Source organism: Janthinobacterium sp. GW458P (assembly GCF_002127585.1).
Classification (GTDB): Bacteria; Pseudomonadota; Gammaproteobacteria; order Burkholderiales; family Burkholderiaceae_D; genus Janthinobacterium.
This window is the reverse complement of record NZ_NEGZ01000001.1, coordinates 105,300-128,150: the sequence shown is the minus strand read 5'-3', so window position 1 is coordinate 128,150 and position 22,851 is coordinate 105,300. Positions and strand designations below refer to the sequence as shown.

Annotated in this window: 17 protein-coding genes; 10 read left to right on the top strand and 7 right to left on the bottom strand. The window is 63.7% G+C overall.

Annotated features, from left to right (window positions below):
* Nucleotides 1–594: 594 nt before the first annotated feature.
* Nucleotides 595–2,028: an IgA Peptidase M64 gene (locus CBW50_RS00570; protein ID WP_172404639.1), complete on the bottom strand. Its 1,434-nt coding sequence runs from the start codon at nt 2,026–2,028 to the stop codon at nt 595–597.
* Nucleotides 2,029–2,230: 202 nt separating this feature from the next.
* On the opposite strand from CBW50_RS00570, the gene CBW50_RS00565 reads away from it, so the two are divergent.
* Both CBW50_RS00565 and CBW50_RS00560 read left to right on the top strand, forming a co-directional pair.
* Complete coding sequence (locus CBW50_RS00565; RefSeq protein WP_086143702.1) at nt 2,231–2,845, top strand: TetR/AcrR family transcriptional regulator; 615 nt, start codon at nt 2,231–2,233, stop codon at nt 2,843–2,845.
* Nucleotides 2,842–4,044, top strand: coding sequence for a DUF418 domain-containing protein (locus CBW50_RS00560; protein ID WP_086143701.1), 1,203 nt, complete (start codon nt 2,842–2,844; stop codon nt 4,042–4,044). Before CBW50_RS00565 ends, CBW50_RS00560 begins: the two co-directional genes overlap by 4 nt.
* On the opposite strand, the gene CBW50_RS00555 is transcribed toward CBW50_RS00560, so the two are convergent.
* From CBW50_RS00555 to CBW50_RS00545, 3 genes are all read right to left on the bottom strand, one after another.
* The gene (locus CBW50_RS00555) at nt 4,035–5,288 is read right to left on the bottom strand and encodes a cyanophycinase (protein ID WP_086143700.1); all 1,254 of its coding nucleotides are present in this window, start codon (nt 5,286–5,288) and stop codon (nt 4,035–4,037) included. The genes CBW50_RS00560 and CBW50_RS00555 overlap by 10 nt on opposite strands.
* Before the next feature lie 156 nt (nt 5,289–5,444).
* A complete protein-coding gene (locus tag CBW50_RS00550; protein ID WP_086143699.1) occupies nt 5,445–8,189 on the bottom strand; it encodes a TonB-dependent receptor in 2,745 nt (914 codons plus the stop codon).
* Nucleotides 8,190–8,222: 33 nt separating this feature from the next.
* Nucleotides 8,223–9,122, bottom strand: coding sequence for a MurR/RpiR family transcriptional regulator (locus CBW50_RS00545; RefSeq protein ID WP_226935432.1), 900 nt, complete (start codon nt 9,120–9,122; stop codon nt 8,223–8,225).
* Between the two features lie 309 nt (nt 9,123–9,431).
* Between CBW50_RS00545 and CBW50_RS00540 the strand changes: the two genes are divergently transcribed.
* Both CBW50_RS00540 and CBW50_RS00535 read left to right on the top strand, forming a co-directional pair.
* A complete protein-coding gene (locus CBW50_RS00540) occupies nt 9,432–10,568 on the top strand; it encodes a succinylglutamate desuccinylase/aspartoacylase family protein (protein ID WP_086143697.1) in 1,137 nt (378 codons plus the stop codon).
* A gap of 4 nt (nt 10,569–10,572) precedes the next feature.
* On the top strand, nt 10,573–11,961 hold the full coding sequence (locus CBW50_RS00535) for a YfcC family protein (protein WP_086143696.1): 1,389 nt from the start codon (nt 10,573–10,575) through the stop codon (nt 11,959–11,961).
* A 24-nt stretch (nt 11,962–11,985) separates the two neighbouring features.
* Here CBW50_RS00535 and CBW50_RS00530 read toward each other — a convergent pair whose 3' ends face one another.
* Together CBW50_RS00530 and CBW50_RS00525 are read right to left on the bottom strand one after the other, a co-directional pair.
* Nucleotides 11,986–12,399, bottom strand: coding sequence for a GNAT family N-acetyltransferase (locus tag CBW50_RS00530; RefSeq protein ID WP_253251886.1), 414 nt, complete (start codon nt 12,397–12,399; stop codon nt 11,986–11,988).
* A 162-nt stretch (nt 12,400–12,561) separates the two neighbouring features.
* Nucleotides 12,562–12,759 (bottom strand): hypothetical protein, encoded by a 198-nt coding sequence (locus tag CBW50_RS00525; protein ID WP_076566245.1) that lies wholly within the window; start codon nt 12,757–12,759, stop codon nt 12,562–12,564.
* Between the two features lie 265 nt (nt 12,760–13,024).
* Here CBW50_RS00525 and argH point away from each other — a divergent pair, with 265 nt between their 5' ends.
* Nucleotides 13,025–14,422 (top strand): argininosuccinate lyase, encoded by a 1,398-nt coding sequence (gene argH / locus CBW50_RS00520; RefSeq protein WP_086143694.1) that lies wholly within the window; start codon nt 13,025–13,027, stop codon nt 14,420–14,422.
* A gap of 51 nt (nt 14,423–14,473) precedes the next feature.
* On the opposite strand, the gene CBW50_RS00515 is transcribed toward argH, so the two are convergent.
* Complete coding sequence (locus tag CBW50_RS00515) at nt 14,474–15,130, bottom strand: hypothetical protein (protein ID WP_086143693.1); 657 nt, start codon at nt 15,128–15,130, stop codon at nt 14,474–14,476.
* Between the two features lie 672 nt (nt 15,131–15,802).
* Between CBW50_RS00515 and CBW50_RS00510 the strand changes: the two genes are divergently transcribed.
* The 5 genes from CBW50_RS00510 (at nt 15,803) to CBW50_RS00490 (ending at nt 22,843) form a co-directional block, all read left to right on the top strand.
* Nucleotides 15,803–18,334, top strand: a complete 2,532-nt coding sequence (locus tag CBW50_RS00510; RefSeq protein WP_086143692.1) for a M4 family metallopeptidase — start codon at nt 15,803–15,805, stop codon at nt 18,332–18,334.
* 254 nt (nt 18,335–18,588) lie between these two features.
* Nucleotides 18,589–19,782, top strand: a complete 1,194-nt coding sequence (locus CBW50_RS00505) for a type II secretion system F family protein (protein ID WP_086143691.1) — start codon at nt 18,589–18,591, stop codon at nt 19,780–19,782.
* Nucleotides 19,783–19,816: 34 nt separating this feature from the next.
* Nucleotides 19,817–21,523: a GspE/PulE family protein gene (locus tag CBW50_RS00500; RefSeq protein ID WP_086143690.1), complete on the top strand. Its 1,707-nt coding sequence runs from the start codon at nt 19,817–19,819 to the stop codon at nt 21,521–21,523.
* On the top strand, nt 21,510–22,298 hold the full coding sequence (locus CBW50_RS00495) for a hypothetical protein (protein WP_139842365.1): 789 nt from the start codon (nt 21,510–21,512) through the stop codon (nt 22,296–22,298). Before CBW50_RS00500 ends, CBW50_RS00495 begins: the two co-directional genes overlap by 14 nt.
* On the top strand, nt 22,289–22,843 hold the full coding sequence (locus tag CBW50_RS00490; RefSeq protein ID WP_086143688.1) for a hypothetical protein: 555 nt from the start codon (nt 22,289–22,291) through the stop codon (nt 22,841–22,843). The genes CBW50_RS00495 and CBW50_RS00490 overlap by 10 nt, the downstream gene beginning before the upstream one ends.
* Nucleotides 22,844–22,851: the final 8 nt, after the last annotated feature.

Genomic DNA, 22,851 nt, shown 5'->3' with positions numbered 1-22,851 from the left:
GGCGGCCAGGGCGTGGCCGCGTGCACGCACGGCACCGCGCCAGCGCAGACGGCGGCGGCGCCAGTGGCCAGCGTCATGCCGCCGGCACGCGCATAGGGCAACACGATGGGAGTGTGGGGATGGAGGGTACTGCACGCGTCGGGCGCGGGGATCGGCATCTTCATGAATCTGGCTTCCGTCACTGAAATTCGAAGCCCGCACCAGTGCATTCTCGGGGAACTGGTACGGGGCGAAAATTACTCTACAGCATTTCGATGCGTGATTCGCGATGTGTCCGATCCGCATGCAGAACGCTTTTGAGCTAGGTCAACTATAAGTGCGATTGCGGCGATGCAACATTGATGTACATCAAATTCTACATCAATATTATTTAAATGAAATAATTTCTAAGCAATCGAATCGTCATATGTATTTAATAACAGTATCGGGCTGACGGGAAGAAAAGGGCAGCAGCAAACGTAAATTGGTATTGCTGGAAACACCAGCACAGATGCACGGCTGCGACGCAGGAAGGGGAGGAAAGGCAAAAAAGGCGGCCATGCTATTGCATTGCAACATGGCCTACCATGAATTACAGGAATGACAGAAACGGCATTATTTGCCCGGCGCTGCCGCAGGACGCGAATACAGGTCGATGATGGTGCTGATGCCATCCCGGCACACGGAACAGAAGGTCTCGCTGCGGTCAAACATGATGCATTGCATCTCGGGCCGGTAGTAACCGGACGATTCGTAGTTCGCCCCCTCGAACGCGCCCACCGCATGACGCTGCGGGGCCTTGGAAAACAACTGCTGCGTGTAGGCCAGGTCGGCCTTGAACAAGGCGCTCATCTCGCTTTCCGGGCGGTTCGCCGCCCGCAGGGCCGCGCGCTGCTGCTGATACTCACGCGCATGGCTGTCGTACGCTTCCTTCGGCCATGGCGTCGGCAGCGGCGTGCCGGCCTTGATGTGGCTCTTCCATTTCAGTTTGGACGGATCGCGCAGCGCCGTGGCGTTCGGCTCCCACGGTTCCTGGCGCTCGCCATTCGACTGATAGGCCACGGGCGAAGTGTAGTACTCGTCGGCCAGGCCGGCGAAATGGTGGCCGAATTCATGCACGAACAGGTAATTGGCCCAATCGTTGTTCGCCGCCGCCGTGCTGAACTGGCCGAAGATGCCGCCGCCGCCATAGGTATCGTTATTGACGAGGATTTCGATGAACTCATACGGCGCGTATTGCGCCAGGTCGCGCAGGGCGCGGTTGTCCGTCGTCAGCACATAGCGCTCGCTGCCGAAGATATCGTAGCGCGTGCCCAGCGGCGAGGCGTGGTGCACGCCCGTCGATGGACGCGACACGCCTGACTCCTGCGTCGGCGCGGCCATGGCCCACAGGTTGAAGTCATTGGCCCGCTCGCGAAATGGCGAGACGGTAAACAGGTGCTCGGCCAGCTTGCGCGCCGTCGCCTCGAACTTGTCCATTTCGGCCGCCGTGTAGCCGTCGCCCATGATCAGCAGGTCGACCTTGTCGCTCGATGGCCCACTGATGCGGATCGGTATCGGCTTGACGGGCGCCGGCGGCTGTTTGTGGATCACATCCTGCGCGGCAGGGTCGACATCGGTGCTCCACACAATGGAAAACAGGCCGCGCTCGTCGCGTTTCAGGATGCGCACGCGCACCGGGCGCTCGGGCTGCGGGAAGCGCACGGATTCCTGGAAGGCCCGCGTGGTGGTTTTCGCTTCGTCGGTGCTGGCCCATTCGCCGAAAATGGTGGAAAAACCACGCGAATACAGCACCTGACCCGACTTGATGTCGACCACTTCCAGCATGTTGTTGCCGCGATTGCTGTCGTCGATGGGGCGCGCCAGGTTGCCCGGCCATGGCAAGGGCTCGACCAGCACGCGCTCGACCGCATAATGTTCACCCAGCGCATTGCCGCTATGCTGGTAATCGAGGCGCATGGTGGCTGGCTGGGCCGCCTGCACGGCGGGAACCATGCCGGCGGCCAGCGCCAGCGCGCACAGGAGGGATCGGATCGGGGTCTGCTGCATCTCATTCCTAACACGGTAGAAAAACGGGTAAAAGAAACGGTTTTCCGAACAAACAGCGGCGCCGGCGGCGGGCATGGAAAAATCCGGTGCGGCACATTGTAGCGACAGGAATCGGCGCTGCAAAGCACCCAGCTTGACCGCGTCGCGTAATCCCTTTATATTAGACTAATTAATCGATTAATTAAAAGGGCCGCCAAACACCATGCGCACCATCGATCCCGACAAACATGCGGCGCGCCGCGCCGCCATTCTCACGGCGGCGCGCAGCTGCTTCGCCCGCAAGGGCTTTCACCAGACCAGCACCGCCGCCATCTGCGCGCAGGCGGGCATGAGTCCCGGCAACCTGTTTCATTATTTCCCCACCAAGCAAGCCATCATCGGCGCCATCGTCGACCAGGAAGGCAGCGAGACGGCAGCCTATTTCGCCGGCCTGCAAGGCAGCGCGGATGCATACGGCGCCTTGCTCGACTTCATGGACCTGGTGCTGGCGCTGGCGGCCGACGCGGACTTTGCGGGCCTGACGCTGGAAATTTCCGCTGAAGCGATGCGCGACACGGACATCGCGGCCAGGGTGGCGCGCAATGACGCCGGCCTGCGCGGCGGCCTGCAAACCTTGCTGGAAGAGGCGGCGGCAGCAGGCCAGATCGACGCGGCGCTGGACCCCGCGCAAACGGCCGGCTGGATCGCCGCGCTGATCGACGGCATCTTCAACCGGGTCGCCGTCGATCCCGATTACGCGCCGCTGGCGCAGCGCGCCGGTTTGCACCTGCTGCTGGCACGCTTCCTGCACCCGGTCCGGGCAACAGCGGCGCCATGAAAGTCCCGCCCACGCGCATCGCCGACGTCGACGCCCTACGCGGCTGTGCCCTGTTCGGCATCCTGGTCGTCAATATCGGCGCCTTCGCCACGCCGTGGTTCGGCCTGGGCTTGAGCGATCCGGCCTTTCACGGCGGCGTCGACCGCGCCACGCATTTTCTCGTCGCGCTGCTGTTCGAGACCAAGTTCTATCTGCTGTTTTCCTTCCTGTTCGGTTACAGCTTCACCTTGCAGATGCAGGCGGCCACGCGCGCCGAGGCGCCATTCGTGCCGCGCATGCTGCGCCGGCAAGCAGGCCTGTGGCTGATTGGCGCCATGCATGCCGTGTTCCTGTTTCATGGCGACATACTGACCACCTACGCCGTGCTGGGCATCGTCCTGCTGGCGCTGCACCGCTGCGGCGAACGCCAGGCGCTGTCCCTGGCCCTGGTGCTAGTCGTCGTCTGCGCGGCATTCTGGTCAGGCATGGCCTGGCTGCAAAGCCTGCAGCCGGCGGGCGACGCTGCGGACAGCGCCGTGGCGATGGCCCAGAAAGCGGCAAGCGCGCTGGCCGCCTACCGCGCCACGCCGGCCGCCGTCGTCAATCAGCACCTGCGCGAACTGAGTGAAATCTGGATCGTCCTGCTGCTGGTGCAGGCGCCCTGCGCGCTGGCCATGTTCCTGTGCGGCCTGGCTGCCGGCAAGCGCGAGATGCTGCTGCACGCCGCCGACTATCTGCCGCTGCGCCGGCGCCTGCTGTGGGCCGGCGCGCTGGTGGGTGTGCCCGGCGCGGCCATTTATGCGTGGACCTCCGTGTATGTCGACAGTCAGGCATGGCAGGTAGCGGGACTGGCCGTCGGCCTGGCGAGCGCGCCGCTGCTGGCGGGCGCCTACCTGGCGCTGGCGCTGGCCCTGTTCGAGCGCCTGCGCGACAGCATGCTGTTTGCGCTGCTGGCCGACACGGGCCGCATGGCCCTGTCGAACTACCTGCTGCAGTCGGCCGTCTGCGCCTGGCTGTTCCTCGCGTATGGCGCGCGCTTGATGGGCAGCGTCTCGCCGCTGGGCGCCCTGGTGCTGGCCGCCATCATCTTCAGCCTGCAGCTTCCATTGAGCCGCTGGTGGCTGCGCGGCCACGCGTATGGCCCCGTCGAGTGGCTGCTGCGGGCCTTGACGATCGCGGCCCGGCCCCGCTGGCGGCGTGCCGGCGCAAGCTACTTGTAGCGGTACAGGGGCTGGCGCAGCTGGATCGGGCGGATGTCAAGGCGCAGTTTCAGTACCGAGTACGCTTCCGCCTCGGTCGAGCTGTAGCCGACGCTGTTGACCGTTTTACTGAAGCGGAATTCGAAGCCCAGGTCCGGATACGGGTCGCGCGGGTTGCCGAAGGCGATGCCGATGGCTTCCTGCTGGGCATTGTCGATCAGGTTACCCATCAGGTCCAGCACGGCGTTGTTGCCGAGGATATCGTTGGTAAACACGGGTTCGCGCATGTCGGGCTGGTTCGGATCGAGCTTGTTGTCGGCCTTGTCGGGTGAGGGCGTAAACACGCGCGTGACGAGATTGAATTTGTCGCCCCGGTCCAGGTAACTGATGGCCGCATTGCTGATATTGAAATTCTTCACGCCGCGATCGCTGATGGCGCCCGACAGGTCGATCAACAGGGCGCCACTGTAGCCGATGACCTCCACATCGCGCATGGCGTCGACCACCATGGCGCTGTTTTCATCGATGCCCAGTCCCAGGTGATAGCCTTTTTTCAGCATCACGGGAATCATGCGCGCGAAACGGCCACGCACCAGCAAATGCTGGTCGACGAAGACGTCGCTGCCGATGAAGCCCAGGCCCGGCGCGATTTCGCGGCCATCCGTCACGCCCATTTTCAGCATGTCCAGCACGGGCTTGGCATCATAGAACATGGTGGTGCTCATGATGGCCGCGCCGGCGCTGGAACCGGCGATCACGCCGCCGTTGCGGTAGACCGACCAGATGGCTTCCAGCGCGGCCGTGCGGCTGCCGTCCGGGCGCAGCAGGGCTTGCGTGATGCGGCCCTGGTCGCCGCCGGCAAAATAGATGCCGGTGGCCGACTTGATCTGCGTCACGATGGCCGGGTCTTCTGCAGCCTTGCGGTAATCGCGATTGGCCAGCTTGACGGCCAGCGGCACGAAAAAGGCATCGGCGCCATATTGATTGAGTTTTTTGATAATGCTTTCACCCGATTTTTCCGGGTTCATCGCGGCCGAGGCCAGCACGGCGATGCGCGCGCCTGGACCACCCGACAACTTGACGATGCGCTGCCACACTTCGGCATTGTCGGCACGCAGGCCGCCGCCGATAATGACGAGGGTGCCCTGCGGCGCACTGCCGATGGCGCTGCCGCCGGGCGCCGCCATGGCGTGGAAGCAGCACAACGCCAGCGCGGACAGCAGCGTGGCACAGAATTTCTGATACAGGCTTGCGGATGATTTCATGGTGCCTTTCAAATGCAAAGAAAGTGGCGCACACTTGTTGATACTGGCATGCGCCTTTGCTGCCAATACTGCTGCTTGCAATCCAACTCCATCGAACTACGATACTACCCGCTGTGTGTGACAGCGGTATTGCGGTATCTCGTGTTTTCCGGCCGTTTACCTGAAACTGTAACTGGCGCTGGCATAGAAGCGCCGCCCACGCGGGTCCGCGTAGCTGGGGTCATAGCCGGACAGGAAAAAATACGCCTGGTTCGAGTATGGCGGACTGGTATTGAACAGATTCTGGATGCCGGCGCGCAGCTTGAACTGCTGGCTGACCGCATACGCGCCCGACATGTCCCACAGCGTATAGGCCTTCACCCGGTTCGCTTTGACCACGCTGCCGTCGTCGGTATTGATGGCCGAGTTCTGGTCATCGTAGCCGCTCGAATACGTGTTCGACAGGCTGGCCGAATACGGCCCGTGGTCCCAATCCAGGGTAATCGTGTGGCGCCAGCGCTGCACCACGCCGTCCGTGACGAATTTATTGAGATTGCTGACAAAAGTATCGCCAGGGCTGGTCTGGATTTTCGAATCGAGCACGTAGGTGCCGCTCAGGTGGCCGCCGAAATGCCCCCATGCCGTTTTTACGCCATGCAGGTCGGCCGTGATATCGATGCCCGAGGCTTTTTGCGCGCCGCGGTTTTCCTTGCGCAGCTCGATGTAGCGGATTCCATTGTCTTCGTCGCGGTGTACGAGGTTGCCGTACTTGGACAGGTTGGACAGGATGATGTCGTCGCCGATTTCGCTGATCAGGTCCGTGCGCCTGATATTCCAGTAATCCAGGCTGAAGGTCCAGTGCTGGCCGGGTTCGAGCACCACGCCGGCCGTGAACTGGCGGCTGCGCTCCGGTTTCAGTTTGTCGTTGCTGTAGCGGCGCGTACGCCAGTTGTCGGCGCAGACAGAGTAGTCGTTGTTCTCGGCTTCGCAGTACACGGGATCGGGCAGGGTCGCCGTCTGGCTATAGACAGTGGGCCGGTGCAGGTCCGACATCGACGGCGCCCGGAAACCCTTGCCGGCCGAGGCGCGCAGCAGCACCTGCTTGCTGGGCATGTAGGTCAGGCCGACCTTCGGACTGAGGGCGCCGCCCACCTGCTGGTAATGGTCATAGCGGCCGGACAGCTGCGCCTGCCATTGCTTGCTGAACGGCAATAACAATTCACTATAGATGGCTTGCACATTGCGGCTGTCGCTGGTGGCCACGCCGCCTTCGGGCGCGTCATCGTTGGTGATGTTACCGCTCATTAGCAATGCGGATGGCCGGAAGTCCGTGCGCTCGCGCCGCACTTCGCCGCCCACCGCCAGCGCCATGTCGCCGCCGCCCATGGACATCAAGGCACGCGACACCTTGAAATCGAGCGCATCCATGACGCCGCGCGCATGCCGCACTTCGTCGTTGACCTGGATGTTCTCAAGCAGCGCCTTACCCGCAGCGCTGGAGGGGCCGAAGGGATTGATGGTGCCATCCGTGATGCCCTTTTGTAGCTGGTCGGCCAGGAGGTAGCCGTGCGTGTCCTTGTCCCTGACCACATTGACACTGTGATTCAAGCCCACGTCGTAATCCCAGCCGCCCACGGTGCCGGTGGCGCCCACCACGTAGCGCTGGCTTTCGCTGGTCAATTCGCTGGTGCGCATGCCCGCTTCGTTCAGGCGGATGCGCAGGGCCAGCGTGCCGGTCAACCCGGCAGCGCTCAGCTGCGGCACCATGCTGGCATCGATTTCGCCATCCGGCCGCGCTGTCGATCCCACGTAATAGCTGCGCGAACGGCTCAACGCCACTTCCGCATACAACTGGTGATCGTTGTTCAATTTGAGGACGCCGCGGGTCAGCAGGTTCTGCTTGTCCGTTTTCGGATACAGCTCGGTGTCGCCCATATAGTTATAGGTACACGCATCGACGCCGCCCGTGCCGGCCGGCAGGTACACATTGGCCGGTCCGCTGCAGCCTGGAATCGACAGATTGATCAGGCGATTCGTGATCGGCTGGCCATTGAGCAGAAAACCCTGCTCCTGCAGGTAGTCGCGCTGGTCGCTGCTCAGGCGGATATTCGCCGGACTGGTGTAACTGGACAGCAAATGACCGAGGCGCTCCGGCACATGCAGGTTCGGAATGAACTTGCGCTGCGAGGTGCTCAGGCGGTCAGTTTTCTGCAGGTCGACCACGGCAAAGATATTATAGCCATCCTCCGCCAGGTCGCCCGTGCCTGCCGTGATGCTGGCCGTGCGCTTGCCGGCCCCGCCTTCCTGCGTGCCGCCGCCGTAGGCATTCAGCTCCACGCCCTGGTAATCCTTGCGTGTAATAAAATTAATGACGCCGCCGATAGCGTCCGTGCCGTACAGGGCTGAAGCACCGTCGAGCAATACTTCCACGCGCTGCAGGGCGGCGGCGGGAATGTTGTTCAGGTCAACGCCCGCATCGTCACCGGGCGAGGCAAAGTTGGCCATGCGCCGGCCATTAAGCAGCACCAGGGTCGATGACGTGCCCACGCCGCGCAGGTTGGCGCTGTTGAAGCCGCGCTGGTCGCCGCCCACGTTGATGCTGGCCCCATCGGTCAGTCCGCCCACGTTGGCCGACACGCGCGCCATCAGCTCGGCCGCCGTCGTCACGCCCGCTTTTTCGATATCGGCGCGCGTGATGATCTGCACCGGCAGCGCCGTCTCCGATTCCAGGCGCTTGATGGCCGATCCCGTGATTTCCACGCGCTGCAGTTTGGGCTGCGCCAGCTCTTGCGCCAGCGCGGCGCTGCCCGGCATGGCCAGCGCCGCCGTGGCGCTCAAAATGCCCAGCGTCAGGCGCACGGCATGCGCCAGTACCGCTTCACGTGGCAGCGCAGTTCCGTCCTGTTGTTTTTTCGTCTGCATTCCCGCTCTCCCGGATGGTGTTGACCCTGATTTTTATAATGACTGCTTTTTAGGTACCGCCTTGCGCTGCTGTGCTGCCGTTTTCCTGGGGGGCTGCACCCCGTATTCGCCGCCATAGAGGTAGGCGGCGATCACCTCGCTCAGGCGTGCGGCCTTGTCGACGTTGTCCCTGTTCGATACCATCAGCGCCACGGCCAGCGCCTCGATCATGGCCAGCGCCGTGCTGGCGCTGCTGGGCAGAACGGGATGCCTGCTTTGCGCATACAGCGCGTGGTCGGCCAATTCGGCCAGTGGCGACGCGGGAGAGTCGGTGAGCGCCACGATGCAGGCGCCGCGGTCGCGCGCAAAGCTGGCCAGGCCGACGCAGTCGAGCGTATAGCGGGGGAAGGAAATCACCAGCAGCACGTCCTGTGCCGTCAGGTTGACGAGGTGGCCGGCCGCCACTTCCGAGCCGCCGATGCCCACCACTTCCACCACATGCGGGCAAAACGGTTGCAGATGCTGCACCAGCATGCCTGCCAGGTTGGCAGACAGGCCAAAACCCATCACATACACGACCTTGGCGTGCGTCAGGCGCCGTACCACGGCGTGCATATCGGGCAGCGACAAGGCGGCGGACGTGGCGGCGATGTTCGCGGCCGCATATTCCAGACTTTCCGTGACTGGCGAAGTGGCGCGCGCGCGACGCTCTATCGTATGCCGTAGCTTGTCGACCGGCTGCAGCAGCGCCTGCAAGGTTTCGGCCATGGCGCCGCGCATGGCCGAATAATTCTTCTGGCCGATGTCGCGCGCGAAGCGGCTGATGGTGGCCGTCGACACCTGGCAGCTGTCGGCCAATTCTTCGATACCCAGCGCAATGACGCGCATCTGGTTGCGCAGCAGGTAGTCGGCGATCTGCCGCTGCGAGGCAGAACCGCTGGCCAGCACATGCATCAACGCCTGTCCCAACGAAGACTGAGCGAAGGCGGCATCGGGCGACGACTGCGTTGTGGCAGGTGTTGTGCGGCCGCTGCTTCTGGCAGGACTGGCGGATGCTTTCATATCACTGGCGGCCTGTGTTCTTGGATACTGGGGATCAATGGCGGAAAGGCGAAATCGGGTCGCTGGAACTTACTCTACTCATATCAAAAAGAAAACTCAACAAATATTTGTAAAAGGATTTTCACTGATTTACTTCGTGAAAATATTGCTACATAATCGACCGCAAGCCATCAACCGCGCCCCATGTAGGAGCGAATCACCATGCAAGCACACCAGCACCCCATCTCCACGCCGCACGCCAGCGTCGCCTGCCAGTTGAGCAGTTTTCACTTTGGCGGCGCGGCCGCAGACAGCCGCAGCGGCAAAAAGGTTTACATCCAGGCGGCGCTGCACGCGGACGAGGTGCCGGGCATGCTGGTGTCGCAATTCCTGCGCCGCGAGCTGCTGGCGCTGGAGGCCGCCGGCAAGGTACACGGTGAAATCATCCTGGTGCCGGCCGCCAATCCCATCGGCCTGGCGCAGGCCATCCATGGCGCGCCGTTCGGCCGCTTCGACCTGACCACCGGCATCAACTTCAACCGCGCCTACCGCCACGTGGCCGATGAACTGAAAACCACGCTCGACGGCCAACTGGGACAGGATGCCAAGGCCAACGTGGCCCTGATACGCGAGCATGCGCGCGCCGCCGTCGCCGCCTGGCGGCCGGGCACGGATGCGGAAACGCTGAAAAAAACCCTGCTGGGCATGGCCATTGACGCCGACATCGTCCTCGACCTGCACTGCGATAACGAGGCGGCCCTGCATATCTATACGGGCACGCCGCTGGCGGCGCAGATCTCGCCCCTGTCCGCCCTGCTGGGCGCGCGCGCCGTGCTGCTGGAGCTAGCAGCCGGCGAAGAGCCATTCGACGAAGCCTGCAGCCGCCTGTGGTGGGACCTCGACAACCACTTCGGCGGCCGCTATCCGATTCCCGCCGCCTGCCTGTCAACCACCGTCGAATTGCGCGGCGAAGTGGAAGTAAGCTACGCCCTGGCCGAACGCGACGCCGCCGCCCTGCTGCGCTTTCTCGCCATCGAGGGCGTGCTGGACATCGCCGGCGCCGGCGACGACCTGCCCGCGCCGCAATGCGAACCGACACCGCTGGCCGGCGTGGAACCGATCCTCGCGCCGCATCACGGCGTGCTGGTCTACCTGCGTGAAATGGGCGACATGCTGGCCGCCGGCGACGCCGTGGCCGACCTGATCGACCCAGTCAGCGGCGAGACAACGACCTTGCGCTGCACCGTCGCCGGTGTCTTTTTCGCGCGCAGCGCGCATCGCCACGTCCTGCGCGGCATGAACGTCGGCAAGGTCGCCGGCGCCGTCGCCTTCCGCGGCGGCAGCCTGCTGAGCCAATGACGCCATGAGAAAATTCAAGCTCCCCAATACCTTTGTCCTGCTGTGCGGCATCCTGGCCATGATCGCCCTGGCGACCTGGCTGGTGCCGGGCGGGAAATTCGACACCCAGCTGGTGAACGGCAAGCAGTTGATCATCCCCGGCACGTTTCATTACGTCGACAACAAGCCGCAGGGCCTGGCCGCCCTGATGATGGCGCCCATCAAGGGCTTCGTCGACGCCAGCCTGATCATCGGCTTCGTGCTGATCGTCGGCGGCGCCTTCGCCGTGCTGCAAAAGACGGAGGCCTTCGACTCGCTGATCAAGGCCATCGCCAAGGCGCACACCAGTTCGCGCTTCGTGCGCGCCGCCATCATTCCCGTCTTTTTCACCATGTTTTCTCTGGGCGGCGCCACTTTCGGCATGAACGAGGAAGCCATTCCCTTCATCCTGATCTTCGTGCCGCTAGCCCTGGCCCTGGGCTACGACACCATCACCGGCGTGTCGATTCCCTTCATCGGCTCGCAGGTGGGCTTTTCCGCCGCCTTTTTAAATCCGTTCAACGTCGGCATCGCGCAGGGCATCGCCGGCGTGCCGATCTTTTCCGGCATCGGCTACCGCCTGATCGTATGGGCCATCGCCACGGCGGTCAGCATCGTGTTCTTGATGTGGTACGCGGCGCGCATCAAGCGCCATCCGGAAAAAAGCCCGACCTACCTGCTCGACATCGAAAAGCGCAACGAGCACTCGATGGACCTGGACAGCTTTGCCGGCATGACGCGCACGCACCGCGCCGTGCTGTGGATTTTCATGGCCACCCTGCTGACGATGGTCGTCGGCGTCGTCAAGTACGACTGGTTCATCGATGAAATCGCCGCCCTGTTCCTGGTGATGGCCATCATCGTCGGCCTGGTCGGCCGGCTCGACATGGACAGCCTGGTCGCCTCTTTTGTACAGGGCGCACGCGACATGGTCAGCGTGGCGCTGGTCATCGCGCTGGCGCGCGGCACCATGATCCTGGCGCGCGACGCACAGATCATCGACACCATCCTGCATGCGCTCACGCCCCTGGTGGCCTCGTCGAGTCCCGTCTTCGCCGCGCAAAAAATGTTCTTCATGCAGTCGGTGATCAACTTCTTCATCCATTCGGGCAGCGGCCAGGCGGCTCTCACCATGCCCATCATGGCGCCGCTGGCCGACCTGGTGGGCGTGACGCGGCAGACGGCGATCCTGGCCTTCCAGTTCGGTGAATTCACCACGCCGATGATCCCCACCTCCGGCATCACTGTCGGCGTGCTGGCGCTGGCACGCGTGCCCTGGATTACCTGGGCCAAGTGGATGATCCCGCTGCAGCTGATTTACCTGGTGCTGGCGCTGCTGCTGCTGATTCCCCCCTGCCTGATGCACTGGCAGTGAGCGCCAGCCTATGGGCGCAGGCCATCAACGCTGGTAGATGCCCGGCACATACCGCTCCATCAGCGTCTCCGGCTTGAGCGGTGCCGTAAAACCGAAGCGCGCATACAGGCCATGCGCCGTGCTGGTGGCCAGCATGAAACGGCGCAGGCCCTGCAAGCCGGGATGGGTCATCACGGCCGCCATCAGGCGCTGGCCGTAGCCACGGCCGCGGTATTCGTCCAGCACATACACGTCGACCAGATAGGCAAACGTGGCGTAATCGGTCACCACGCGGGCGAACGCCACCTGACGGCCGTCCAGCGTGCCGCCAAAGCAGAGAGAATGGTCGATCGCGCGCTGTACGGTAGCCAGCGGGATGCCGATGGCCCATGTCGATTGCGTGCTGAGAAATTGGTGGATGGCTGGAACGTCGAGTTCCGCCTTGTCGGTGCTGATCATCAAATCTGACATCGCGCAGGCCCTGCTATCGTTGAAAACTCGATCATCTGCCTTTTTGCTGCGGCTGTCACCAGGGCCGGATAGAACCGGGGGCGCCGCCCGTTCTGCCTGTCCGTGATGCGGTGTTGCTGTTTGCTGCGAATGTTTTTCGTACTGCCTGCATTACAGCGCAGCTTTTTCTTCGGCGCTCAAGCGCTTGGCGCTGACGTACACGGTGTGCATGGTGGCTTGATCGGCGCTGGCGACGATGGGGGCGGGCGCGGCGCGGAACTTCGGCACGGCGGCGGTGGCCAGGCTGGTGGCGGCAGCGACGGCGATGATGGCAACGAAGATGGCTTCCATGTTTTTGGCGATGTTCATGATGGTGTCCTTTGAGTGGCTGGTTGTGTGCTGCGATGATTGAACTGTAGGCCGATCCCCCCTGAAGCGCCATCGGATTGCGACCAAACGCACGATTTTGGGGACAGAATACAAAAAGCGCGGATGGAACGCACAAGCTGCCCACGCCGTGGCATTTGAGGCTTGCCAGCCCCATTCCTGGCCATTTACGCGCCCTGCAAGCCCCGAAAAGCCCTACCGCCGGCCAACCTTGTTTATAATCGCCCTACACTAAAGGACTTCTTTCATGACTGATCAATTCTCCAAAAAGGGCGAAGCCTGGTCGGCCCGGTTTTCCGAACCGGTCTCGGACCTCGTCAAGCGCTACACAGCTTCTGTATTTTTTGACAAGCGCCTGGCGCTGTTCGACATCGAAGGCTCGCTGGCCCATGCGGAAATGCTGCATGCGCAGGCCATCATCAGCCCGGCCGACTACGCCGAAATCCAGCGCGGCATGGCGCAAATTTCGCAGGAGATCGCCGCCGGCCAGTTCGAATGGCTGCTGGACCTGGAAGATGTCCACCTGAATATCGAAAAGCGCCTGACCGAACTGGTAGGCGATGCGGGCAAGCGCCTGCACACGGGCCGTTCGCGCAACGACCAGGTAGCCACCGACATCCGCCTGTACGTGCGTGCCGCCATCGACGACATCACCGCCCTGCTGGCGACCTTCCGCAGCGCGCTGACGGACCTGGCCGAACAGCATGCCGACACCATCATGCCGGGCTTTACCCACATGCAGGTGGCCCAGCCGATCACCTTCGGCCACCACATGCTGGCGTATGTCGAGATGTTCGGCCGCGACGCCGAGCGCATGGCCGACTGCCGCAAGCGCGTCAACCGCCTGCCGCTGGGCGCCGCTGCCCTGGCCGGCACCACCTTCCCCATCGACCGCCTGCGCGTGGCAAAAACGCTGGGCTTTGACGACGTCTGCCACAACTCGCTCGACGCCGTCTCGGACCGCGATTTCGCCATCGAATTCTGCGCCGCTGCCGCCGTGCTGATGATGCACGTGTCGCGCATGGCCGAAGAACTGGTGATCTGGATGAGCCCGCGCATCGGCTTCATCGACATCGCCGACCGCTTCTGCACCGGCTCGTCGATCATGCCGCAAAAGAAAAACCCGGACGTGCCGGAGCTTGCCCGCGGCAAGACGGGCCGCGTCTACGGCCACCTGACCGGCCTGTTGACCCTGATGAAAGGCCAGCCGCTGGCCTACAACAAGGACAACCAGGAAGACAAGGAACCGCTGTTCGACACCGTCGATACCGTCATCGACACGCTGCGCATCTTCGCCGACATGGCCGGCGGTATCACCGTCAAGCCCGAAGCCATGCGCGCGGCCGCCCTGCAGGGCTATGCCACGGCGACCGACCTGGCCGACTATCTGGTCAAGAAAGGCTTGCCGTTCCGTGATGCCCATGAAGCGGTGGCCCTGGCCGTGCGCGCCTGTGTCGACGCCGGCTGCGACCTGGCCGACCTGTCTTTGGAACAGCTGCGCGCCTTCTCCCCATTGACGGGCGAAGATGTGTTTGAAGTGCTGACCCTGGAAGGTTCCGTTGCCGCACGCGACCACGTGGGCGGCACCGCGCCACGCCAGGTGCGCGCGGCGATCGCCCGCGTACGCACGCAACTGGAAAAATAAGCAGGCTGCGTCCCTCCAGCGCCCCGCCGCAGCGATGCAGCGGGGCGTTTTTCATTGCGCGACGATTTTCGACAGTGCGGAAAACGCCGCCCCCGTCTGCGACGCTTCCAGCAGCAGCGTCAGCTCCGTGTAGGTGCAGAAGATGTTAATCAGATTAATGCGGTCCCAGGCCAGGCGCTTGAGGATGGCGTGATACACGCCCGGCGTATAGCAGGTCTCGGGGGCCAGGTGCAGGGTCACGGCCGTCACCCGTTCCAGGCGCGCCAGCTCCTGCTCCGCGCCGAAGACCTCCTCCACCAGCGCGTGCAGGCTGCGGCTGCAGATCACCATCACCTCGTTGACGCCCCGCGTCACCGTGATGAAAGTGCCACGCTGGGGCGCGGCCAGCGCCAGCAACTGGCGCTGGCAGGCATATGTCTGGTCGGAATAGCGATAGGTAAAAACCATCAGCTCACTGCGCGTGCTCAGTTCTCCTGCGCGGTGCGCCAGCACGATCTCGCCACCTTTCTGCTGCGGCATCCGCTCGGCCAGGCGACGCAGCGCCATCACCACGGCAGCCTGGCCCACCGGTTTCCATAGGTCGGTCTGCAATTGCGGTTGCAGCTGGCGCGCCAGCTCCGACAGGTTGAGCAAACCCCGGCCCAATCCCTCGCTGAGAAACGCCGATTCCATCACGATCTGTTCCACTTTGGTCGCTATCGAAAGCATAGTTCATAGGGCCGGTGATGCCGGTGCACGCACCAGGAGCCGGCAACCCTTCCTGAAAAAGAGGATGCACTGCGCCAGCGGCCACGCCGGACGACGCGGTCGGACTCGTTGAAAAATCCCCTTACGGGGGAAGAACCAAGGTAGTGACGGCTAGGACGGTGGATGCAGCATTAATGCCGCTCCAGAGGGAAAATGGCTGAAACCAACAGCAGAAAACAGAACTGATGTCATGTGAAACTCCCGATTTTTTCCCGATGCGCCGTATCTGGACGCGGTCATTGCCGCGTGCGCTTTTTTGTCTGCGCGTGATCCGCTGGGAACCACGCGAAGACCTAGTGTAGATCGCAATATTTAAAAAATGCAACAGTGTTTTTCCAACAGAACACACCATTGAGAGAAGTAGTCCAAAACAAAATTTGCAGCTTGCGACAAATCAAACTTTCCTACGATGCATTGTCAATAAATGTTCAATTTTTAACAAAAATTCGCCTAGTGACCCATTTCTTAAATTTTTTGACATGGCGATCTCGACAAGTTTAGTGTCCCCCTACCCGGCGTCATGCCAGAAAAAAAACGGCAGGCCATGCGCCCGCCGCCAGGCAAGCCGGGGTGGCCATCAGACATTGCGGCCAGCTCATTCACCATTTCCTTAACCGATACCATGGAGCAGAAATGAATTTACGTTTGACGATAGTTGCCGCATCCATCGCCGCCCTGCCGCTGATGGCCACGACGGCCGATGCCGCCACGCCGCTGCCACAAACCCTGATGGCCGCTCCGGTCACCCAGGCCTCTCCACAAGAGAACGCCAGCCTGGTCAACAAGCTGGGAGCACAGGCGCGCAGCCGCGGCCTCAATACCGAACACGGCTTCGCCGTCGGCGCCCAGCATCCGGGCGTCAGCGGCACGCGCGTGAGCCGCGTACAGCACACCTATAAGGGCCTGCCTGTCTTCGGTTCCGAGACGGTGGTGGTCAGCAACAGCGCCGGCGACATCGTCAGCGAATCCGTGTCGGACCGCGCATCGGGCCTGGGCAGCGGCGGCGTCAATTCCGTCACCCGCAGCGCCACCACCGATATCGACACCGCGCCGGCCATCAGCGGCGCCGCCGCCATCGCCGCTGCCGTGAAAAGCATCGGCGTGCCGGCCGTCGACCATGTACCGCCCCATGCGCAGCTGCTGATCTACCCCGTCATGAAAACCGTACGCGTGGCCGGCGCCGAAAACAAATCGGAAGCCGCGCTGAATGCTCTCGACGTGCAGGACGTGGTCGACCACTACGAGCTGGCCTATCTGGTGCAGACGCGCATGATCAGCGGCAGCAAGCCGGTCTACTACGACACCATCGTGAGCGCCAGGGATGGCCGCATCCTGCGCCAGTGGAAAGCCCTGAAAACCGTGGCCGGCATCGGCAACAGCCAGTACAACGGCCAGGTGCCGCTCAATACCACGCTCACGGGCAGCACCTACACCATGAAGGACCCCAGCCGCGGCACGGGCGGCAGCTTCGGCGGCATGGCCATCACGAACGCCAACCACGGCACCACCTCGGGCAGCGTGTACAGCAACACCAGCAACACCTGGGGCGATGGCCAGCAGTACATCAGCGGTGGCAGCACCACCAACGCCAACGGCCAGACAGCGGCCGTCAATGCGATGTGGGGACTGATGAACACCTACGACACGCACAAGAACGTGCTGGGCTGGTCCAGCCTGGACGGCAACAACACGGCCACCCACATCGCCGCCCACGTCAACACGGCCTACGACAACGCCTACTACGACAGCAGCTGCAAATGCATGTACATCGGCGACGGCGGCAGCGCGTTCAACAACCTCGGCTCGATCGACGTCATCGGCCATGAAATGGGCCATGGCATCACGGATGCCACTTCTGGTCTGATCTACTCGCAGGAATCGGGCGGCTTGAACGAATCGAGCTCGGACATCGCCGGCGAAATGGTGGAAGCGTATGCGCGCGCCGGCGGCACGGGCACCACGATTCCCAACACAGGCAACGATTGGATGACGGGCAAGGAAATCGCCAAGAATGGCCAGCCGCTGCGCTGGCTGTACAAGCCGAGCAAGGATGGCAGCAGCCCGAATGCGTGGAGCAGCAGCATCAAGAACCTCGACGTCCACTACAGCAGCGGCCCGAACAACCGCATGTTCTACTTCCTGTCGCAAGGCTCGAACTCCACCTCGAGCAGCGACTACTACAGCTCCTACCTGAACAAAAGCCCGCTGGCCATGACTGGTATCGGCAGCGACAAGGCTTACCGTATCTGGTTCAAGGCCGCCACCACCAAGTTCACCTCGTCGACCAACTACGCCGACGCGCGCAACAAGGTGCTGCAGGCAGCTGAGGAACTGTACGGCGTGGGCAGCGCAGAATCGATCGCCGTCAAGCGCGCATATGCGGCAATCAACGTTGGCACCGACGTCGATGAATCGACGACGGGCGGCGCGGTGAGCATCACCAGCCAGCCGGCCAGCATCAGCGTCGCACCGGGCGCCACCGCCTCGTTCGCCGTGGGCGCGGGCGGCGGCACGGCGCCGTACACCTACACCTGGTACCGCAACGGTGCCGTGATCAGCGGCGCCACGTCGCCCGCCTACAGCTTCACGGCGCAGGCGGCGGACAATGGCGCCGTCTTCAAGGCCTCGGTGACGGATTCCTCGTCGCCTGCCGTGACGGCCACGTCGAACAACGCCACCCTGACGGTCGGCACCAGCAGCGCCACCGAACGCGTGACGAACGGCGGCTTCGAGTCCGGCGCCACCGGCTGGAGCGGCACCACGGGCGCCATCGGCACGTTTGCTGGACAAGTCGCGTACGAAGGCACGAAGTACGCCTGGCTGGGTGGCAATGGCGCCACGGCCAGTGAATCGCTGACGCAAAGCGTAGCTATTCCGGCAGCCGCCACCTCGGCCAGTTTGAGCTTCGCGCTGCATATCGACACGGCGGAAACGGGCAATACCGTGTACGACAAGCTGGTCGTCACCGTGAAGAACAGCACCGGCACCGTGCTGGGTACCCTGGCCACGTACTCGAACGTGAACAAGGCGGCCGGCTACCAGATCCGTACGTTTGACCTGATCGCCTACAAGGGCCAGACGGTGCAGATCTCGTTTGCCGCCACCGAGGATGCATCGCTGCAAACCTCGTTCGTGATCGACAAGGTCAGCCTGGTCACCCAGTAAGCAGGTAAGTGCGTGCAGACTGGCCTGGCCGGCTTTCTGCACGCACACGTCACACAACACGATTGATTTTCTTGCAATTCCAGTCTACCCTGAGGCAACTGCTTTTTGCTTGCTGCTTGTTTTCTGCCGGTACCCGCGACGACTTGAACTTTTTTTGGATTGTTCCCGACCGATGCCTACTTTGACCGCACGCGCCTTCCTCCATAGCAGCCTGTCCATGTCCGCTCCTGTCGCCATGCTCAGCTGAGCCGACGATGCAGTTCCACCTCCAGGTGCAGGGCCCGGCGGGCAGCCAGGCACTTTCCGTCGACGCCGCCAGCGAGGCCGAGGCCATCCGCGCGGCCGTGCGCGGCGGCTGGCGCGTACTGGCCGTGGACGACGGCGCCATCGGGAATGCAGGCGCCGCAGCCCGTCCCGGCAAGCAGGGCCTGAACCTGCTGCAATTCAGCCAGGAGCTGCTGGCCCTCCTAGAAGCGGGTCTGAACCTGGGCGAGGCCATGGCCACCCTGCACAACAAGGAAACGCGCACCGGCGCGAAGAGCACCCTGGCCGCCATCGTGCTGACGCTGCAGCAGGGACAAAGCTTTTCCGACACCCTGGCCGATTTCCCCGACATCTTCCCCGACATTTACATCGCCACCGTGCACGCGGCCGAACGCTCAGGCAACCTGCCCGAGGCGCTGGCGCGCTTTGTCGCCTACCAGCTGCAGTTCGACGCCATCCGCAAAAAACTCATCTCCGCCGCCATCTACCCGTGCATGCTGCTCGTCGTCGGCGGACTGGTGACCCTGTTCCTGCTCGGCTACGTGGTGCCGAAGTTCAGCGTCGTGTATGAAAGCTCGGGCCGCGAGATTCCCTGGATGTCGCAAATGCTGCTGGGCTTTGGCCAGACCCTGGCGGCCCATCCGCTGCTGTGCGCCAGCGCGCTGGCCGCCGTGGTGGCCGCCGTGGTCTTTGGCATCACCAATGCCGGCGCGCGTCAGGCGCTGGTGCTGCACCTGCTGCGCCTGCCCGTGCTGGCGGACAAGGCGGCCGAATTTCGCCTGGCCCGCTTCTACCGGGCCCTGAGCCTGCTGCTGCACGCGGGTATCCCGCTGCACAAGGCGCTGGCCATGGTGGCGCCCATGCTGCTGCCGGCGCAGCAGGAGCAGCTGGCGCAGGCGCGCCGCGCGGTGCAGGAAGGCATGCCGTTTTCCAGCGCGCTGGAACAGGCCGGCATGGCCACGCCCGTGGCGCAATCGCTGCTGAAGGTGGGAGAAAACACGGGCCGCCTGGGCGACATGCTGGAACGCTCGGCCAAGTTCCACGACGAGGAATTCGCCCGCTGGGTGGACTGGGCTTCGCGCCTGCTCGAGCCGCTCTTGATGACCATCATCGGCGTGGTGATCGGCGGCGTGGTCGTGCTGATGTACATGCCGATCTTTGAACTGGCCGGGAGTTTATCGTGAACCTTGTCGTGAACCTTATCGTGAAGGTCCTGGCATGAACGCGCGCGAGGAGGAACGCACCGTGCTCGACGCAGCCATGCTGCGTCAGGCCCATGCCAGCGCACTGGCCCAGGGTCGCCCGCAAATAGCCGTGCTGCAGGAAACGGCGGCCCTGCCACCCGAAGTCTTTTTGCGCCAGCTGGCCGCCCTGTTCCGCTATCCGGCCTGGACGATGACCGAACTGCAGGCCGCCCTGCCCGCCTTTGCCCTGCTGCCCTACACCGATTGCGCCCAACGCGACTGCGTGCTGCTGCAACCTGGCGTTCCGGACGCGCCGCCCGTGCTGGTCATCGGCAATCCCTTCAGCGAGGACCTGCTGCAGTGGGCCGACTTCGCCCTGTCCACGCCCTTCACGGTGGCGCTGGCGCATCCGGACGACCTGGCCGCCTACCTGCAGCAGCAGGAAAGCGTGCAGCAGGCGATGCAGGAAATGCAGCACCAGGATGACGACAGCGACGTGCCGGGACTGGACCAGAGCATCGAGGATATCTCGCTGATCCGCATCAGCGAGGACAGCAGCCCCGTGGTCAAACTGGTGAACTCCACCATCTACGACGCCCTGAAATTCCAGGCCAGCGACATCCACCTCGAATGCGACGTGGCCAGCCTGGTCATCAAGTACCGCGTCGACGGCGTGCTGGTGCAGGCGGGCCAGGTGCAGGGGCTGCAGATGGCCGAACAGATCATCTCGCGCATCAAGGTGATGGCCGACCTCGACATCGCCGAGCGCCGCATCCCGCAGGATGGCCGCTTCAAGGTGCGCGTGAAAGGGGCGGAGATCGATTTTCGCGTTTCCATCATGCCCAATATCTTTGGCGAGGATGCCGTGCTGCGCCTGCTCGACCGGCGCGCGCTGACGGAGGCGGCGCAGGCGCTGCGCCTGGAAAGCCTGGGCCTGAACGAGGATGCCATCGAACAGATCCGTCGCCTGGCCGCCAAGCCGCACGGCATGCTGCTGGTGACGGGTCCCACGGGTTCCGGCAAGACCACCACCCTGTACGCGGCCATCACGGAAATCAACACGGGACGCGACAAAATCGTCACCATCGAGGACCCCGTCGAATACCGGCTGCCGCGCGTGCTGCAGATCCCCGTCAACGAAAAGAAGGGACTGACGTTCGCGCGCGGCCTGCGCTCCATCCTGCGCCACGATCCCGACAAGATCATGATCGGCGAAATCCGCGACGACGAAACGGCGCAGATCGCCGTGCAGGCCGCGCTCACGGGCCACCTGGTGTTTACCACCGTGCATGCGAACAACGTGTTCGACGTGGTCGGCCGCTTCCTGCACATGGGCGTCGATGCCTACAGCTTTGCGGCGGCCCTGAACGGCATCGTGGCGCAGCGCCTGCTGCGCCTCAATTGCGCCCATTGCGCCGTCGACGCCAGCGCCGAGGTGCTGGCCGACGCGCAGCAGCTGCGCGACAGCGGCCTGGCCCTGCATCAGGTGCAGGACTGGCAATTCATGGCCGGCAAGGGCTGCGGCCACTGCCGCGGCACCGGCTACAAGGGCCGCAAGGCCGTCGCCGAGGTGCTGATGCTCAGCGATACGATGCGCGAAATGATCTGCACGCGCGCGCCCCTGAGCCAGATGAAGGAAGAGGCGGCGCGCAACGGTTTTCGCCTGGCGCGCGAAGCGGGCCTGGACCTGGTGCGGCGCGGCGAAACCACTTTAGCGGAGCTCAATCGTGTCACTTATTGAACGCCTTACCCGCGCCACCGTGTGCCTGCACCTGGCTCCGCACGGGCTGCACGGCGTGCTGCGCCGCGCCGGCCATCCCTTGCCCGACAGCGCCTTTCACCTGCCCATTGCGAATCCCGACGCCAGCTGGGAAGTGGCGCTGGCCACCCTGCGCGGCTGGCTCGAACACGATGGCGGCAAAAAACTGCCGCTGGCCGTCAGCCTGGCCAGCCGCTGGTGCGCCATGCTGATGGTGCCATGGAGCGGTGCCCTGCTCGACCGGACCAGCGCACAGCGCTTCCTGCACAGCCAGTTCGGCGCCGTCTACGGCGAGGGCGCGCGTGCCTGGCGCCTGGCCGCCGACGATGCACCTTACGGCACGCCGCGCCTGGCCTGCGGCATCGATGCGGCCCTGCTGCAAGGCGTGCAGGATGCGGCCGCCGCGCAGGGCCGGCGCTGCCTGTCCATCGAACCGATCGCCGGACCGGCCTGGCGCAGCATCGCCAGGGGAAAACCCGCCGCCTTCGCCCTGGTGGAAGCGGGACGGCTGCTGCTGGCGACAAGCAGCGGCGGGCGCATCACGGCCCTGCACAGCCAGTCCTGCGCCGCCGCCTGGGGCGACGAACTGGATCGGGCGTGGCGGCGCTGGAACTTGCGCGCGCCGCAGCTCGACGCCATCGAACAAGTGGCCTTGATCGACCTGAGCGGCGTGCCGCAGGCGAACCTGCACGAACGCTTCGTACCCGTTGCCGTGGCCGACGCCGCCCACCTGATGCGGGAGGCCGCATGGGCCTGAGCCGTCTGGAATTCCTGCCGCCCGGGGCGGCACAGACTTTCCGCGGTTGGCGCCTGACCCTGTGCCTGGCGGGCGGCTTGGTGCTGCTGCCGGCCGCCATGTACTGGCTGGTACAGGCACAGGAAACGCGGCGCCTGGAGGCGCAGCTGGCGCAGCTTCAGCCCGCGCATCCCGTACGCGCGCCCCTCTCGGCGAGCCAGCAGCGCGAACGCGACATCGAACTGAAACAGGTGGCCGCCGCCGTGCGCCAGCTCAACCTGCCCGTCACGCGCCTGGTCAAGACCGTACAGGCGCCGCGCGACGTACGCGTGGCCCTGCTGGGGCTGGACCTGAACGCGCAGCAGGGACAGGATGGCGCCAGCGTACTGAAAATTGCTGCCGAAGCGGAAACCCCGCAAGACATGCTCAACTACCTGGCCTTCCTGAATCAGCAGCCCATGTTCAGCTCCGTGTATCTGCTCAAGCACGAGATGAACAGTAACGCGAATGCGAACGCGCCCGCACACCCTTACCGTTTTCAGCTGGAGGCGCAATGGCGGCAATAAAACCCGTG